The organism is Bifidobacterium sp. SO1 (genome assembly GCF_018555335.1).
In the GTDB taxonomy this organism is placed as follows: domain Bacteria; phylum Actinomycetota; class Actinomycetes; order Actinomycetales; family Bifidobacteriaceae; genus Bifidobacterium; species Bifidobacterium simiiventris.
In genome coordinates, this window is sequence record NZ_JAFEJR010000001.1 from 94,396 (window position 1) to 110,835 (window position 16,440).

The 16,440-nt window shown below is 64.8% G+C and carries 14 protein-coding genes; 6 read left to right on the forward strand and 8 right to left on the reverse strand.

Annotation, left to right across the window (positions count from 1 at the left end; all coding sequences use genetic code 11):
• Positions 1-35: 35 nt before the first annotated feature.
• The 4 genes from JS541_RS00430 to JS541_RS00445 form a co-directional block, all read right to left on the reverse strand.
• The gene (locus JS541_RS00430; RefSeq protein WP_214372363.1) at positions 36-1,175 is read right to left on the reverse strand and encodes a D-alanine--D-alanine ligase family protein; all 1,140 of its coding nucleotides are present in this window, start codon (positions 1,173-1,175) and stop codon (positions 36-38) included.
• A gap of 104 nt (positions 1,176-1,279) precedes the next feature.
• On the reverse strand, positions 1,280-2,386 hold the full coding sequence (nudC, locus tag JS541_RS00435; RefSeq protein WP_214372364.1) for an NAD(+) diphosphatase: 1,107 nt from the start codon (positions 2,384-2,386) through the stop codon (positions 1,280-1,282).
• 36 nt (positions 2,387-2,422) lie between these two features.
• On the reverse strand, positions 2,423-3,277 hold the full coding sequence (locus tag JS541_RS00440) for an alpha/beta hydrolase (protein ID WP_214372365.1): 855 nt from the start codon (positions 3,275-3,277) through the stop codon (positions 2,423-2,425).
• Positions 3,278-3,363: 86 nt separating this feature from the next.
• Positions 3,364-3,990: an NUDIX hydrolase family protein gene (locus JS541_RS00445; RefSeq protein ID WP_214372366.1), complete on the reverse strand. Its 627-nt coding sequence runs from the start codon at positions 3,988-3,990 to the stop codon at positions 3,364-3,366.
• 242 nt (positions 3,991-4,232) lie between these two features.
• On the opposite strand from JS541_RS00445, the gene trxA reads away from it, so the two are divergent.
• Entirely contained in the window at positions 4,233-4,580 is a 348-nt protein-coding gene (gene trxA, locus JS541_RS00450) for a thioredoxin (protein ID WP_214372368.1), read from the forward strand.
• 67 nt (positions 4,581-4,647) lie between these two features.
• On the opposite strand, the gene JS541_RS00455 is transcribed toward trxA, so the two are convergent.
• Positions 4,648-5,877 carry an ROK family protein gene (locus tag JS541_RS00455; protein WP_214372369.1) on the reverse strand — a complete coding sequence of 410 codons (1,230 nt, stop codon included), beginning with the start codon at positions 5,875-5,877 and terminating at the stop codon, positions 4,648-4,650.
• Between the two features lie 417 nt (positions 5,878-6,294).
• Here JS541_RS00455 and JS541_RS00460 point away from each other — a divergent pair, with 417 nt between their 5' ends.
• The 4 genes from JS541_RS00460 to pgl all read left to right on the forward strand — a co-directional run bounded on the left by JS541_RS00460 (position 6,295) and on the right by pgl (position 10,980).
• The gene (locus JS541_RS00460) at positions 6,295-7,209 is read left to right on the forward strand and encodes a DMT family transporter (RefSeq protein WP_240539185.1); all 915 of its coding nucleotides are present in this window, start codon (positions 6,295-6,297) and stop codon (positions 7,207-7,209) included.
• A gap of 139 nt (positions 7,210-7,348) precedes the next feature.
• A complete protein-coding gene (gene zwf, locus JS541_RS00465) occupies positions 7,349-8,902 on the forward strand; it encodes a glucose-6-phosphate dehydrogenase (RefSeq protein WP_214372371.1) in 1,554 nt (517 codons plus the stop codon).
• Positions 8,899-9,885, forward strand: coding sequence for a glucose-6-phosphate dehydrogenase assembly protein OpcA (locus JS541_RS00470; RefSeq protein WP_163231804.1), 987 nt, complete (start codon positions 8,899-8,901; stop codon positions 9,883-9,885). The genes zwf and JS541_RS00470 overlap by 4 nt, the downstream gene beginning before the upstream one ends.
• Positions 9,886-10,179: 294 nt before the next feature.
• Positions 10,180-10,980 carry a 6-phosphogluconolactonase gene (gene pgl / locus JS541_RS00475; protein WP_214372372.1) on the forward strand — a complete coding sequence of 267 codons (801 nt, stop codon included), beginning with the start codon at positions 10,180-10,182 and terminating at the stop codon, positions 10,978-10,980.
• A gap of 227 nt (positions 10,981-11,207) precedes the next feature.
• On the opposite strand, the gene gndA is transcribed toward pgl, so the two are convergent.
• The 3 genes from gndA to JS541_RS00490 all read right to left on the reverse strand — a co-directional run bounded on the left by gndA (position 11,208) and on the right by JS541_RS00490 (position 15,021).
• Positions 11,208-12,656 carry an NADP-dependent phosphogluconate dehydrogenase gene (gene gndA, locus JS541_RS00480; protein ID WP_214372373.1) on the reverse strand — a complete coding sequence of 483 codons (1,449 nt, stop codon included), beginning with the start codon at positions 12,654-12,656 and terminating at the stop codon, positions 11,208-11,210.
• A 218-nt stretch (positions 12,657-12,874) separates the two neighbouring features.
• Entirely contained in the window at positions 12,875-14,209 is a 1,335-nt protein-coding gene (locus JS541_RS00485; protein ID WP_163231809.1) for a gluconate:H+ symporter, read from the reverse strand.
• A gap of 38 nt (positions 14,210-14,247) precedes the next feature.
• On the reverse strand, positions 14,248-15,021 hold the full coding sequence (locus tag JS541_RS00490; protein ID WP_214372374.1) for an SDR family NAD(P)-dependent oxidoreductase: 774 nt from the start codon (positions 15,019-15,021) through the stop codon (positions 14,248-14,250).
• 332 nt (positions 15,022-15,353) lie between these two features.
• On the opposite strand from JS541_RS00490, the gene JS541_RS00495 reads away from it, so the two are divergent.
• Positions 15,354-16,376 carry a LacI family DNA-binding transcriptional regulator gene (locus tag JS541_RS00495; protein ID WP_214372375.1) on the forward strand — a complete coding sequence of 341 codons (1,023 nt, stop codon included), beginning with the start codon at positions 15,354-15,356 and terminating at the stop codon, positions 16,374-16,376.
• The last annotated feature ends 64 nt before the right edge of the window (positions 16,377-16,440 follow it).

Here is a 16,440-nt window from a genome sequence, read left to right on the forward strand (position 1 = left end):
CCGGAACACGGGGCCTCGCCGTCAAGCGCCGCGAATCAGCGCAGTACGCCTTCGATGAGGGTGGTGATGAGGTCGGTGTAGCTCACGCCGGTGGCCTCCCACGCCTTCGGGTACATGGAGATCGGCGTGAAACCGGGCATGGTGTTGATCTCGTTGATCATCACGTCGCCGTCCGGGGTCACGAACGTGTCCACACGGCTCAGGCCCGCGCCGTCGACTGCCTTGAAACCGCGCACCGCGATCTCGCGCACGCGCTCGAGCAGTTCGTCGGGCAGGTTGGCCGGCACCTCGACGTGCGAGGCGCTGGCGTCCATGTATTTGCTGTCGAAATCGTAGAACTGGTCGTCGCCGCCAGCGCGCTTGTCGAGCACGATCTCGCCCGGCCAGCTGGCCTTCGGCTCCTCGCCGGCCTTCGGGCACAGCACCGCGCATTCGATCTCGCGCGCGTCGATGCCCTGTTCGACCAGGATGCGCCAGTCGTGGTGGCTGGCCTCGAACACGGCGGCGGCGAGTTCGGCCGCGTCGCCCTCGTGCTCGACCTTGGTCACGCCGAAGCTGGAGCCGGCGCGCGACGGCTTGACGAACAGCGGGTACTGAAGGCCCGCCGCCTCGACCTGCGCGAGGATGGCCTCGCCGTTCGCCGCGAACTTGGTCGCCTGGTCGAAGCCGCGCGCGTCGAGCGTGATGCCGGGCGCGACCGGGATGCCGGCGGCCGCCAGCAGCACCTTCGTGTAATGCTTGTCCATGCACGTGGCGGACGCGAGCACGCCGCAGCCGACGTACGGAACGTTCATCATCTCGAACAGGCCCTGGATCGTGCCGTCCTCGCCGAACGGACCGTGCAGCACCGGGAACACGGCGTCGATGTGGCCGAGCGATTCCAGCGTGCCGTCCGCGTTGCGCGCGAAGAAGCCGTCCTGCCCGAGCGCCACGTCGAGCACGACGTCGCGCGAGGAGGCGGTCTTCTCGACGGTCGGCAGCGCGGAACCATTCAGATCCCAGCCTCGCGGGTCCTCTCCGTCCACGATCCACTGGCCGGCCTTGGTGATGCCGACCGGAATCGGCTCGAACTTGTCGGTGTCGAGCGCCTTCAGCACGCCGGCGGTCGAGATGCAGGAGATCGAATGCTCGTCGGCCTTGCCGCCGTACATCACCACAATGCGCTTCTTGGTCATGTTCTTCCTTTACCGTTCACGAAACGATCAGCAATACTGGGGCACAAGACTACTAGCCCCGCTGGTCGTGCCGTGCAACGGTTCGCGCGCTTCGCCTCGAGTCTTCACAACTCGCGTCCGTACCACTCCTCGATCATGTACCGCGCGATCGTGGCCTTGCCCGGCGCGACCATGCGGCCCGTCACGAGTTCGTTTGTGTATTCGTCGCGCGTGACCCACCGCGCGGTCATCGTCTCCTCGCCGTCCACGTGTACGTCGGTGGTGACGGCCTGCGCTTTGAACGCCATCATGAGCGATGCGGGGAACGGCCACGGCTGCGAACCGAGATACTTGACCGCGCCAAGCGTGAGCCCGACCTCCTCCTTGGCTTCGCGGCGTACCGCGTGCTCGAGGTTCTCGCCGGCCTCCACGAATCCGGCTGACACCGAGTACAGCCGCGAGTCCTTCCACGCGACGTTGTGCTGGAGCAGCAGCCGGTCGTCGCCGTCCACGATCGCGGTGATCACGGCCGGTTCGACGCGTGGGAACAGCAGTCGGCGACCGTCGGCGTCGTTCGTGCAGCGTTGCGCCCAGCCGCCCATCGCGGTTTCGACCGGAGCGCCGCAGGTCGGGCAGAACCGCTGGCGCGTGTGCCAGATGCTCAGCGAGATCGCGCTGGTGGCCTGGCCTGCCTCGCGCGCGGTGGCGTGCGGCGCGAATCCGCGCAGGTCGACCCAGTCGAAGCGGGTGACGGCCTGCTCGAGCAGACTCGGTTTGACTGCCGGACGGGATGACGATTCGTCGTCGTGTTCATCGAACGCATCGTCCGCGCCGGTGCCGGCCGAGTCGGGGACCGCAGCCGGTGATTGACCGGCCGGCGTGGCCGGTTCGACGCGAGTGATGTCAATGTCAATGACGTGCTCGTTGCGTTCGCCGCCGTAGCTGCCGAGGAACATGGCGACGGCGGCCGGGTGGGATGCCAGTTCGCTGCGAACGTATGCGCCGGGCAGTGTTGCAAGTCTCATGCGCACGTTTTCATAGTCGACGATGCCGCCCTGCCCCTTGGGTACGGCGATGCGGCCGCCGCGTGTGAGGATGACCTTGGTGCTCGGTTCGTTCAGCAGCGAGTCGATCAGGCCGTCCTCGCCACGACGTTCGGTCTGATAGTCGATGTCGCCCTGTGCGAGCGGCAGGAACGGAAGCGCTTGGGTCAGCGCCAATGGTGAAAACATGAAATCAGACTTCCTTTCGCAATCACCGACGGTCGTTCACAAGGCCCGCTGCATCAACGACACGAGCGAGGTGGCCACAATGGCCGGATGCTCGACCGCGCTAAAATGACCGCAGTCGTCCACCAGCGTGTAGGCGGCCTCGGTACCGGTCATCGCGTCGGCAATCGCACGCATGCGCGTCTCGTCGGCGAACGGGTCCTTGTCTCCGCAGATCACGGCGGCCGGCGCTTGCACGCGCGGCAACTGGTCGTTCAGGTCGGGCCGCCCCGCGGCCATGCGCTGCCGCCATGCGATGCCCTCCGGACGCTGCTCGCGGATCCACCGTGCGAACAGCGCCTTGCCCGCTTCGGACTGTTTGAAGCTCGAATCGGCTTCGTCCGCATCGGCAAAGTGCATGACCGGCTCAACTGACTGCGAACGCTCGCACGTATCGGCCACGCGCACGCGGTTCGCCCGTTGCGCCGGCGTGTCCGCGTCACCCTTCGTGTCGCACATCGCGAATCCGGCCACCACATCCGGATGCCGCCGCTGGATGTCGAGGATCACATAGCCGCCCATCGACAGTCCGGCCCACACCGCACGCCGGTAACCGGCCTTGTGCAGCAGGCCGACGTACGCATCGGCCAGCAGGTCAAGCGCATGATCGTACGCGCCGTCCGCGGCACGGCCGCCCGACTCGGCGTCACTCGGAATCGGCCCTTCGCCGGCACCGGGCATATCCGGCGCCCATACTGCGAACGCTGGCATGCCGGCCGCGTCGGCCTGCCGGATGATCTCGGCCGCACAGTCGTCCCACATGCGGTGGTCGACCGGGAACGCGTGGACGAGCACCAGCGGTGCCGCTGAGCCGTTCCCCGCACGGTACACGTTGTTGTTCAGTTCAATCGTCATGACATATCGCCTTGATTCAGTAATCCCGTATCAGTAATCCCGTATCATCCTGCGCGCGCCGCGCATCCAGTACGGCGCTCAGCAGTTCAGTCGCCCAGCCAAGCCAGTGCGCGGCGCACGATGTCGCCATGACCGTTGACCATCTGCTCGATGAACGTGTCCATCACATCGCTCGACGGATCGACCCATTCCACGTCGAGTGTCTCGTCCTGCGGCTTGCAGTCGCCGGCGATCGGCACCACATAGCACAGCGCGATCGCGTGCTGACGCGGATCGTAATACTCGCTCATGCCGGGCGTGGGAAAGAACTCGGCCACGCAGAACGGCTGCAGGCTCTGCGGCAGCACCGGCAGCGCGATGTCGCCCAGATCCTTGGCCACATTGCGGGCGATCGCCTCGCGCAACGTCTCATGGAACAGCACACGGCCGGTGATCAGCGTGCGCTCGATCGACCCGTCGTCGGCCACGCGCAGCAGCGAGCCGACCTGCGCGACACGGCCGAGTTCGTCGGTGCGCACCGGCACGATCTCCACGTACGCGATCGGCATCTGCCGCCGCGCCCGCTCGATGTCCTCGCGGCCGAGCCATCCGGGTGGGTTGCCGTGGCCCGTGCCGCGGATGAAATCCTCAGGCGTGATGTTGTCGAACTCGCCGCGGCGGCGTCCCGCGTCGAAATCGCCCTCGTCGGGCACTTCATCATTCAAGACTGGCATACCCTCATTATCACCCCGGCCGCGTAACGGAACGCGCATGTTCGGGCGCGTCGGCCTGGTTTCGCAGGGCCCGTACCGTTCACGCGCCGGGGTTCCTGCCGGATTCGGCTCACAGTGGAAGTTGTTCCGCTCGGCTGAGATGCTGGGGTTCAACTATTGTCTGTTATGGAAACGTTCGCGGGCAGCGTGCTGGTCCGGCATGACGGCTGCGAACAGGAGTTTGGATAAGGGAAGGATCGAGCATGGCGACCGTCGCGCTCAACACGCAGGATTTCGAGAAGACGCTGAACGACAACGAGCTGGTGTTCGTTGATTTCTGGGCGACGTGGTGCGGACCGTGCCGCGCGTTCGGCCCGATCTTCGAACAGGCCAGCAACGAGAACCCGGACATCGTGTTCGGCAAGGTGGATATCGACGCGAACCAGGATCTGGCCGCGGCGGCCGGCATCCAGGCGGTGCCGACGCTGCTCATCGCGAAGAACGGTCAGGTCGTGTTCAAGCAGGCCGGCGCACTGCGCGCCTCCGATCTCGACGATCTGATCGAGCAGGCCAAGAAGCTCGACGTGTCCGCGGCCGACGACGCGCAGTGACATAGCCGGGCAACGGTTTTGCGGCATGGCAAGCGGCCGACCATACTTTGGTCGGCCGCTTTCGTATTCACTCGACGGTGAGGAAGCGCATCGGGTTGTGCACGAGGTTGTGCAGACCCATCACGGCCGCGCCATACATGGCCGGATGCCCGGTCAGCGGCGGGAACATGAGCTTGACGCGCACCACGTCGCGGGCGAGAATCTGCGACTGCACACGTCGTTCGAGGTCGGCGCGCAGGTTGTCACCGAACTCGCTCCACAATCCGCCGACGATCACATTGCTCATGTCGACGATGTTCACGGTCGACGCGATCGCCGCGGCCATCGCCGCCATCGCGTCCTCAACGGCGAGCACGGCGGTCGTGTTGCCGCCATGCCACGCGGCGACCAACTGCCGCGGTAGGTCGGTGCCGGCCGCGTGATCCGCATCGGCCAGGCCGGACGCGATCATCACCGCGCGCCGTCCTGCGTACATTTCCAGGCATCCGTGACGTCCGCACCGGCATCGTGTGCCGTGCACGTCGACGCACATGTGGCCGATCTCGCCGGCGAACCCGTGGTCGCCGCGCACGACCTGCCCTTCGCGAACGTATGCACCACCGATGCCGACATCCGTGGAGACATACACGAACGAGTCGGACGACGCGACCGGCCAATCCTCCGCCGGGCGCTGCGTCGCGTATCCGGGGATCTGCGCGATCGCGGCGAGCGCGGCCTCGTTGTCGGCCACCGCACCAAGCCGTTCGATCACCGCATACCGGTTCAAGTCGATGTCGCGCCAACCGAAGTTGCGCGCAATGAGCAGCCGGTTGCCAGTGGACACGAGTCCGGGCAGCGCCAGCTGGGCGCCGGCCACCACATAGCCGTCGTTGGCAAGCTGTTCCTCGACCGGCCGCATCATCTCGTCCAGTTTGGCGAAGATCTCGTCGGGATTCACGTCGTCCATGGCGCGGTCGTGCCAGTCGCTGGCCACGACGGAACCGTCGAGGTCGAGCACGGTGTAGCCGTAGCCGTCAGTGTTGATCTGCATGCCGATGCCGGCCCAACGGCCCGGACGGAACGCGAGCGGCGTGCTCGGCCGGCCATATGACACACCGGCGGCCGGCTCAAGCTGGCGGATCACCCCGTTCTTGAGCAGGATGTCGCTCAGCAGCGAGAGCGTGGCTTTCGTCAGACCAGTCTGTTTCGCAAGTTCGGCGCGGCTGAGCGGCGTGCGGGACCGGGCCATCGTGGACAGCACCACGGACAGGTTGTGGTTGCGCAGATCGTCCTGATTGATGCTTTTGGACACCGGCATCGGGACCGCCTCCCTCCTCGCAAGCGCACTGGGTTGCGCATGATAACGTATGCAACACGGTACACCGCATCGCTTCGTACAATGATTTTACTATATGTTCGCGGCGTGTCGTCCTCCCTGTGCGCGCATCCGAATCCTCTCTCATGCAAACGCGCGTATGCGCAACGGCCACATCCGCATCATCCAATGCCCCTCAATGCTCCCATCACATCGCATGTAACCCGAAAACCCCATCTTTCGAGCCGAATTTCACCCCATGCAAACGCGCGTATGCACAGGCAGCGGCAGCCGACACGCACATCACCGCGCATCCGCCGATTGACCGTGCGCCACACTAAGCTGTTGGCGGGTTTATCGATGTCTGTCAACCGGCATCGATACCCGCAACCATCGGCCACGCAAAAGGAGCATCCGGCAATGACGCGCAAGTTCCAGCTCTCCCCCACCATCGGCAAGCTCATGCTGCTCGCATGCGCGATGCTCTGGGGTGGCAGCTACCCGACCGCGAAAGTCGCGATGACCGTCGTCCCGCCGCAGTGGCTCATGGCCATCCGCCTGTTGGCCGCCTCGCTCATCATGTTCATCCTGTTCCGCAAACAGATCACGCCGTATCTCAACCGTCACATCATCGTGCCCGGCCTGCTGGTCGGCGTGACGTATTGGGGCACGATGTGCAGTCAGACGGTCGGTCTGACCATGATCGAGCCGGGCCGCAGCGCGTTCCTGACCGCCGCGTACTGCGTGATCGTGCCGTTCACGTCGTGGCTGCTCATGAAGCAGCGGCCCACAATCCGCAACATCGTGGCCGCCGTGCTGTGCCTGACCGGCGTGGGCTGCGTGTCGCTCAGCTCCGGATTGGGCGGCATATCGATCGGACTGGGCGACCTGCTCACACTGCTGTGCGCGATCGTGTTCTCGTTCAATCTGGTGTGGCTGGGCAAGTTCGGACGGGTGATCCACCCGGTGGCGCTCACGTTCGCGCAGTTCATGACGGCCGGCACGCTGTTTCTAATCGGCGCGATCGTGACCGAGCCGGCACCGTCCGCGACCTGGCTGCGGCCGGGCATTCTGCTGTGTCTCGTCTACCTGTTCTTCGGCGCGACGATGACCGCACAGATCATGCAGAACGTCGGACTCAAGGTGACACCGCCCTCCCAGGCGTCACTCATCATGTGTCTAGAGACGGTGTTCAGTCTGCTGTTCTCGGTGCTGTTCTACGGCGAGCGCGTCGAAGCGGCGGCCGGCATGGGCTTCGTGCTGATCTTCTCCGCGATCCTGTGCTCGCAGATCCATCTCAACGGCCGCATGCTCGAACGGCTTTCGCGCAAGTGACGGTTCGCAGCGATTCCGAGGCCGGCGCACTGCCAGCCGCGAACCACCAACCTCGGTAACGCCACACCTCGCCGTTACCCGCGAATCAGGATACGCTGCGCTCGAAATTCCCCGGCGCGCCGCCCGTCTGCCCACTAGGATGGGGCGTATGAGCGAATCAACATCAACCGAGTGGGTCAACCCGCTGCGCGACCCGCGCGACCTGCGTCTGCCGCGCATCGCCGGCCCGTGCAGCATCGTGATCTTCGGCGTGACCGGCGACCTGTCACGCAAGAAGCTGCTGCCCGCCATTTACGACCTCGCCAACCGCGGCCTGTTGCCGCCGAGCTTCGGCCTGACCGGCTTCGCCCGGCGCGACTGGACCGAGGACCATTTCAAGGATTTCGTGCGCGAGAACGTGATCGCGCACTGCCGTACCCCGTTCAAGGAGTCCACGTGGACGCAGCTGGCGGCCGGCATCCGCTTCGTGCAGGGCACGTTCGACGATCCGAAGGCGTTCGAGCGGCTGTCGAACACGGTTGCCGAACTCGACCGCGACCGCGGCACGCGCGGCAACCACGCGTTCTACATGTCGGTGCCGCCGCGCGCGTTCCCGATTGTGGCGCGTCAGCTGGCCGACTGCGGCCTGTCGCGCTCTTCCGAAGGCGCGTGGCGTCGCGTGATCATCGAGAAGCCGTTCGGCCATGATCTCGAAAGCGCGAAGGAGCTCGACCGCGTCGTCTCCGAGGTGTTCGACCCGTCGAGCGTGTTCCGCATCGACCACTACCTCGGCAAGGAGACCGTGCAGAACATCCTCGCACTGCGTTTCGCGAACGCGATGTACGAGCCGATCTGGAACGCGAACTATGTCGACCACGTGCAGATCACGATGGCCGAGGATATCGGTGTCGCCGGTCGTGCCGGCTACTACGACGGCATCGGCGCGGCCCGCGACATCATCCAGAACCACCTGCTGCAGCTGCTTGCGCTCACCGCGATGGAGGAGCCGGTCTCGTTCGCCGCATCCGACCTGATCGCCGAGAAGACGAAGATCCTGTCCGCGGTCCGTCTGCCGCGCGATCTGGCCGCGCACACCGCCCGCGGCCAGTATGCGGCCGGCTGGCAGGGTTCGCACGAGGTCGTCGGCTACCTCGAGGAGAAGGGCATCGACCCGTCGTCCACGACCGAAACGTACGCGGCGATCCGGCTCGATCTCGACACGCGCCGCTGGGCCGGCGTGCCGTTCTACCTGCGCACCGGCAAGCGTCTGGGCAAGCGCGTGACCGAAATCGCGGTCGTGTTCAAGCGCGCGCCGCACCTGCCGTTCGAGTCGACGGCGACGCGTGAACTCGGCAAGAACGCGATCGTGATTCGCGTGCAACCGGACGAGGGCGTGACGATGCGGTTCGGCGCGAAGGTGCCGGGCGGCACGTCGATGGAGGTGCGCGACGTGTCGATGGACTTCAGTTACGGCCGTTCGTTCACCGAGTCGTCGCCGGAAGCGTACGAACGGTTGATTCTGGACGTGCTGCTCGGCGATCCGCCGCTGTTCCCGACGACGAAGGAGGTCGACCTGAGCTGGGAGATCCTCGATCCGATCGAGGACTTCTGGTCGACGCTCGGCCAGCCGCAGCCGTACCGCGCAGGTACGTGGGGACCGGAAGAGGCCGATGAGATGCTCGCTCGCGATGGACGCCATTGGAGGATGCCATGATTATCGATATGCCGAACACGCGGACCCGTGAGATCTCGCGCAAGATCGACGAACTGCACGAGGAGCGCGGCGAGTCCGCGACCGGCCGCGTGCTCACGCTGCTCATTTCGACCAACGAGGATGAGCTGGAGCATGCGCTGGAGCTGGCGAATGCGGCGAGCCGCGAGCATCCGTGCCGTGTGATCGCGATCAGCCCGAAACGCGGGGCGGCCGCGGCGGGCGGTCAGAAGGGCGCGGTGGCCGAGAACGACGCGGACGCGCAGGACGAGGAGTCGAACCTCGACGCGCAGGTGCGTTTCGGCGCGGACGCCGGCGCGGGCGAGATCATCGTGCTGCATCCGCGCGGCGGACTCGTGCACCATCAGGACACGCTCGTGATTCCGCTGCTCGTGCCGGACGCGCCCGTGGTGGCGTGGTGGCCGACCGAGGCGCCGGCGAACCCGTCGAAGGATCTGCTCGGCGCGATGGCCCGCACGCGCATCACCGATGCGATGCGCTCGTCGAACCCGTACCGCACGATCGCCGATCTGCGACGCAACCGTTCGTCCAAGAACGTGGATCTGTCGTGGACGCGACTGACCGTGTGGCGCGCGATGCTGGCGACGATGCTCGACCAGCCGCCGCATCTGCCGATCAGCACCGTGCGCGTGACCGGCCCGAAGGGCTTCCTGCCGATGGACATGCTGGCCGCGTGGCTGCGGCTGCGGCTCAACGTGCCGGTGACGGTGGAGGATGTGCCGGGCGCAACCGCGGTGACCGGCGTGTACCTGACCCGTTCGGACGGCGTGCTGAGCCTGGAGCGGCCGGATGCGGATGGCGGCGTGGCCGTGATCAGCATGCCGGGCGCCTCGCCGCAGACGATCAGCGTACCCGCACGCACGCTCGAGGAATGCCTGAGCGAGGAGCTGCGCCGACTCAACCCCGATGAGGTCTACGCCGAGGTCATCACCGAAGGCTGGGACCTCATCCACCCCACCGACTGACATGGAAACGGCCTACGGCCGATGCTGTATTGCCGACGGTCTTCGGCCGTGACGCTCCCTCAGTCCGCCTTCGGCGGCCAGCTCCCTCAGCTGAGGGACATTGCCGTTAAGCAAACAGCAGAGCTGTTTGTAGGCGATGTGCGAGCCGACAGGCGAGCCAGCAAACAGTCAGCCGTAAGGCTGTCCTTAATTGCAGGACGCTGTCAGCGAAGCTGACTGAGGGAGCGTCGCGGCACACAGTGCCGCCAATATCACAGCATCGGCCTGCGGCCGATTCCTACTCCAAGGAATGATATGACCAATCGTAAAACCATCATCTATCGCGATCCGACCATCCTCGCGCAGACCGTGGCCGCGCGTACGCTGCTGACGATCGGCGATCTCTTGGCCGAACCGGGCCGCACGCGCGTCGACATCGCTGTGACCGGCGGCACCGACGGCAACCGCGTCTTCCACGAACTGCTGGCCAGCCCGCTCACCGAAGCGGTCGACTGGTCGCGCGTGCACCTCTGGTGGGGCGACGAACGGTTCGTCGCCGCCGACAGTGACGACCGCAACGTCAAGCAGGCCCGCGGCGAGTTCCTCGACGCGATGACCGGCGCCGGACTGCTGCCCGAGGCGAACATCCACCCGATGCCGGACGACACGCGCTCCGCCGATGAGATCGCGGCCGCCTCCCCCGAGGAAACCGACGCCGTGCTCGCTGCCGCTGCGGCCGAATATCAAGCCGAACTGGTCGCGGAACTCGGGTCCGAACCGGCGCTGGACATCGCGATGTTCGGCATGGGGCCGGACGCGCATTTCGCGTCGCTGTTCCCCGGACTGCCGCAGGTGCTCATCGATGACCCGCATGTGCTGGTCGCCGGCGTGCGCGACTCGCCCAAGCCGCCGCCGCTGCGCCTGACGCTCACCGTGCCGATGATCGCCCGGTCACGCCACACGTGGGTGTTCACCTCCGAGGAACGCAAGGCCCCGGCCGTGGCTGCGGCGTTCGCCCAGCCGCGCAACCCGCAGGCCCCCAGCTCCTTCGCCGACGGTCAGGAACTCCTCTGGCTCATCGACAAGGGCGCGGCAAGCAGGCTGCCCCGCGAATAGGTCTTGTCATTTCGAGCGAGCGGGTATTACGTTCCTCTTGTCATTTCGAGCGAGCGCAGCGAGTCGAGAAATCTTTCAAAGCGGCTGGCCGCAAGAGATTTCTCCGCTCGCTGACGCTCGGTCGAAATGACACGGTTGAGGTCATAAACGACGAGTGGCGGTTTCTTCCACTGAGCATGTGCCCAGTGGGAGAAACCGCCACTATCTATATCACAGATCAGAAGCGATCAGGCTTCGATCTCTTCGCGATCCTTAGTGGCCCAGAGCGTGTGGAATGCACCCGGCATGTCGACGCGCTGGTAGGTGTGGGCGCCGAAGTAGTCGCGCTGGCCCTGGATCAGGGCGGCAGGCAGACGCTTCGAGCGCAGGCCGTCGAAGTACTCGAGCGAGGAGGCGAACACCGGGACCGGCACGCCGAAGGAGATCGCACGGGTCACGACGCGACGCCACGAGGTCTGCGCGGTCTCGATCGCATCCTTGAAGTACGGCGCGAACAGCAGGGAAACGTTGGCCTCGCCGGACTCGAACGCGTCGGAGATGCGGTTGAGGAACTTCGCGCGGATGATGCAGCCGCCGCGCCAGATACGCGCCACCGCGGCCAGATCGATCTTCCAGTCGTACACCTTCGCGGCCTCGGTGATCTCGTTGAAGCCCTGCGCGTACGCGACGATCTTGGACGCGTACAGCGCCTCGCGGATGTCGTTGATGAACGCGGCCTTCTCGGCGGAATCCATCGGCACCACGCCTTCCGGACCCTCGAACGCCTGCTTCTGGGCCTCGGCGCGCAGCTCGCTCTGGCCGGACAGGCCACGGGCGAACACGGCCTCGGCGATGCCGGTCACCGGCACGGCCAGGTCAAGCGCGGACTGCACGGTCCACGTACCGGTGCCCTTCATGCCGGCGTGGTCGACGATCACGTCGACAAGCGGCTTGCCGGTCTTCTTGTCGACCTGGTGCAGCACGTCCGCGGTGATCTCGATCAGGTACGAGTTCAGCTCGGTCTTGTTCCACTCCTCGAACACGTCGCCGATCTCGGCCGGGTTCATGCCCAGCGCGCGACGCATCAGATCGTAGCTTTCGGAGATGAGCTGCATGTCGGAGTATTCGATGCCGTTGTGCACCATCTTGACGAAGTGGCCGGCGCCGTTCTCGCCGATGTGCGTGACGCACGGCTCGCCCTCGGCCTTCGCCGCGATCGACTCGAAGATCGGCTTCAAGGTCTGCCAGGACTCCTCGGAGCCGCCGGGCATCATGGACGGCCCGAGCAGCGCGCCTTCCTCGCCGCCGGAGACGCCGCAGCCAACGAAGTGCATGCCGCGGGCGGAGATGGCCTTCTCGCGACGGATCGTGTCCGGGAAGTGGGCGTTGCCCGCGTCCACGATGATGTCGCCCGGCTCCATGAGATCGGCGAGCTGGTTGATCATGTCGTCGGTCGGTTCGCCGGCCTTGACCATGATGATCGCGGTGCGCGGCTTCTTCAGCGAGTCCACGAACTCGGCCATCGTCTTGGCCGGGAAGAACTGGCCTTCGTCACCGTGCTCGGCGATGAGCTTCTCGGTGCGCGAGTAGTGGCGGTTGAACACGGCCACCTTGTTGCCGTGGCGTGCGAGGTTGCGGGCGAGGCTGGCACCCATCGCGGCAAGACCGACAACGCCGACGTTTGCTTCAGCGGACATTGTTATCCTTTCGAATATTTGGCATACATATTCCATAGATCAGTCTATAACCCGGCCGCACCAATCGGCCATGCCCACGGCAAAAACCGGCAACGGCCGCATGCGACCGAAGACTGCCGTCTCCGCCGCATGCGACCGGCCGATCCGATTGATCCGACCGATGCGACCGGCCGATCCAGGCGGCACGACCGAACCGACCAAGACGATACGGCGGCCGTTCAGACGAACAGCGACAGGCCGAGCACGGAGACCAGGCCCATCACCGACATAACCGTCGTCGCGGTCGTCCACGACATGAACGTCTCCTTCAGCGACAGTCCGAAGTACTCCTTGATCATCCAGAATCCGGCATCGTTGACATGGTCGGCGATCACCGATCCGGCCCCGACCGCCAGCACCATGAGCGCGGGGTTCACGGTGGTCATCGTCATGAGCGGCGCAACCAGTCCGGCCGCGGTCAGCGAGGCGACGGTGGCCGAACCGAGGCAGACGCGCAGCACGGCGGCGACGAGCCATGCGGCGATCAGCGGCGGCATGTTGATGTTCTGGAACAGCGTGGAGACATAATCGGAGATGCCGCCATCGACCAGCACCTGCTTGAATGCGCCGCCACCACCGATGATGAGCAGCATCATGGCGATCTGCTTGACCGACTCGGTCATCGACTGCGCGATTTCAGGCATCTTCTTGCCGCGAGCGAAGCCCATGCTCCACACGGCGAACAACATCGACAGCAGCATGGCGGTATCCGGCGCACCGATCGCCTGGATCACCTCGTTGACGAGGGCGTCCTTCGGCAGCGTGAACGAGCAGACGGTGGCGACGGCGATGAGCAGCACCGGCATCATGGAGGTGAGCACGGAGATGCCGAACCCCGGGGTTTCATCCTCGGAGAACTCCTTGAACTCGCCAAGCACGGCGATGTCGAAGTTCTTGCGGTACAGGCCCGGCTTGATGCGGTGCAGCAGCATGTTGAACAGTGGACCGGCAACGATCACGGTCGGGATGGACACGATGATGCCGAACAGCAGCACATGGCCCATGTTCGCGCCGAGCGTTTCGGTGATGGCGGTCGGAGCGGGGTGCGGCGGCAGGAACGCATGCGCCACGTTGAGCGTGATCGCCATCGGGATGCCGAGGAACATGAGCGGCATGTCGAGCTCACGCGCAATGACGAAGATGATCGGCAGCAGCACGACCAGACCGACCTCGAAGAACAGCGCGATGCCGACGATGAACGACGCGACGACCACCGCGATCTGGATGTGTTTGCGGCCAAAGCGGTTGATCAGCGTCATGGCGATGCGGTGCCCGCCGCCCGAATCCGAGACGAGCTTGCCGAGCATCGATCCGAAACCGAAGATAATGGCGAGGTGGCCAAGCTGGCCGCCGATGCCGGTCTCAATGGTGGAGGGGATCTTGTCGACCGGGATCTGCAGTACCAGCGCGGTGAGGAACGCGGTGATGATCAGCGAGACGAACGTGTTGAGCTTGACCTTGACGATCAGGAAAATAAGCACTGCGACGGCGCAGGCCACGATGAGCAATGGCATGGGACTTCCTTATCCGTTGACGTTTCGATCGCTGCAGATTAACGCAGCAGGTAGCCGCCGTCGACCGGCAGCATGACGCCATTGATGTAGTTGGACGCATCGGAGCACAGGAACACCATCGCGCCCATCAGCTCGCGCGGTTCGGCCCAGTGACCGGCCGGAATGTGTTCGCGGATCTCGACGCTGCGGACCGGGTCCTCCTGCAAGGCCTTGGTCATCGGCGTGTTGATGTAGCCGGGGGCGAGGCCGTTGACCTGGATGTTGTACGGAGCGAGCGCGTCGGCGTAGGCGCGGGTCAGGCCCATCACGGCGTGCTTGCTGGCGGCGTACGGGTAGATGAACTTGCCGGCTCGGTAGGACTGCATGGATCCGATGTTCACGATCTTGCCGCGGTTCTGCTTGATCATGACCTTGGCGACCTCATGCGACAGATAGTACAGCGCGTTGAGGTTGAGGTTGATCACGGCCTGCCAGTCTTCGTCCGGAAAATCGACGAGGTCGTGGCGACGCTGCATGCCGGCGTTGTTGATGAGCACGTCGATGCGGCCGAATTCCTCGAGCGCCTTGTCCACGATCTTCTTGGCGGCACCGGGCTCGGTGATGTCCTGCTGCATGAAGACCACGCGGCGGCCGTTCGCCTCGACCGCCTTACGGGTCTCCTCCCAGCCACGCTGCTCGTTGGCGACGACGAACACGTCGGCGCCGACCTTGCTCACGGCCTGCGTGTAATACTCGCCCAGACCGCTGGCGCCGCCGGTGATAAGCACGACTTTGTCGGTCAGTTCGAAGGTGTGAATCGAAAACTCTTCCATGATCATTGCTCCTCGTCGATGATGGAGGTTCGGCGTGCCGGTTGGGTTCGGTTTCCCAACGTTCATCGCAGCCGATGCCGATGTGTTGCAGTTAGGTATATCGTTGCCCCTAGCTTACGTCAACCGCTGACGTTCGCCGTGGTGTATCGATACCCCAAAGCATATGACCGACGATTGACGAAGTCAAGTCGGATGGTGTATCGTTTTCCTCGACGATCGGAAAACGGCGGATTCACTGGCGTCCGTCGGAGTGTCGCACCGCCGACACGCACGGCGCCACGCAGCATGCGGCATACGGAGCGCATGCACAACCCATACGGAAAGGACCGCATATGGCCAAGGTGACCATCGCCGACATCGCCCGCGAATCGCAGGTGTCCGTGACCACCGTCTCGCGCTACCTCAACGGCAACTACGGCAAGATGAGCGCCGCCACCAGAACACGCGTCCAGGAGACCATCGAACGGCTCGACTACCATCCCAACGCATCCGCGCAGCGCATGCGCCAACAGCACACGCATATCGTCGGCGTCATCGTCGCCGACATCTCGAACGTCTTCTCGTCGCTGCTCTTCAAGGGAATCTACAACGAGCTGGAACCGGCCGGCTACGACGTCATGCTCATGAACTCGAACAATTCGCTCGGCGAAGAGCACGATGACATCGACCGACTGCTCTCGCAACGTGCCGACGGACTGATCATCCAACCGAACGCAAGGACCGCCGCCGCATACGAATCCGTCATCAGTGCGCGCAAGCCGCTCGTGCTCGTCGACCGCGAGCCCGACGAACGCCCCGCCGGTATCAGCCAGATCGTCGCCGACAACAGCGAATCCTGTCATCGGCTCGGACTCGAACTCGCGCAACGCGGGTACGACAACATCGTCGTCTGCAGCCGCATCCGCAGCGAGATCTCCGCGCAGACCAAACGAGTCGAAGGCTTCCGCGCGGCCGCCGAGGAAAGCCACCGGTTCATGGTTCACATCGAGGTCGCCTCCAACGACGTCGACTGGCTGACGCGCGAACTGTCGGTGACGCTCGGTCATCTGCATGGCCGCACCGTCGTCATCTCACTGATGGGACCATTGCTGTTCGACTTGCTCGCCGCATTGCGCACGCTGGACATCACGTTCCCCGACGACATTGGCTTGGTCAGTTTCGACGACTGGCAATGGTCGCAATACGTGCGGGACGGCATCTATCTGCTTGAGCAGGATCCTCAGGCACTCGGCCAGGCCGCAGCACGCAACCTACTCGACCAGATTCGCGCCGGTTCGTCGCCGGACGGTGACCCATACGCCGCCAGCGACGTCATCACGTTGCCGGTACGCACGGTATCCGCGCCATCAATCTAAATCGTTCACCACGACACCATTACGTAACACGATCCTTAACACAACGTTCACAACGTGAGACGCG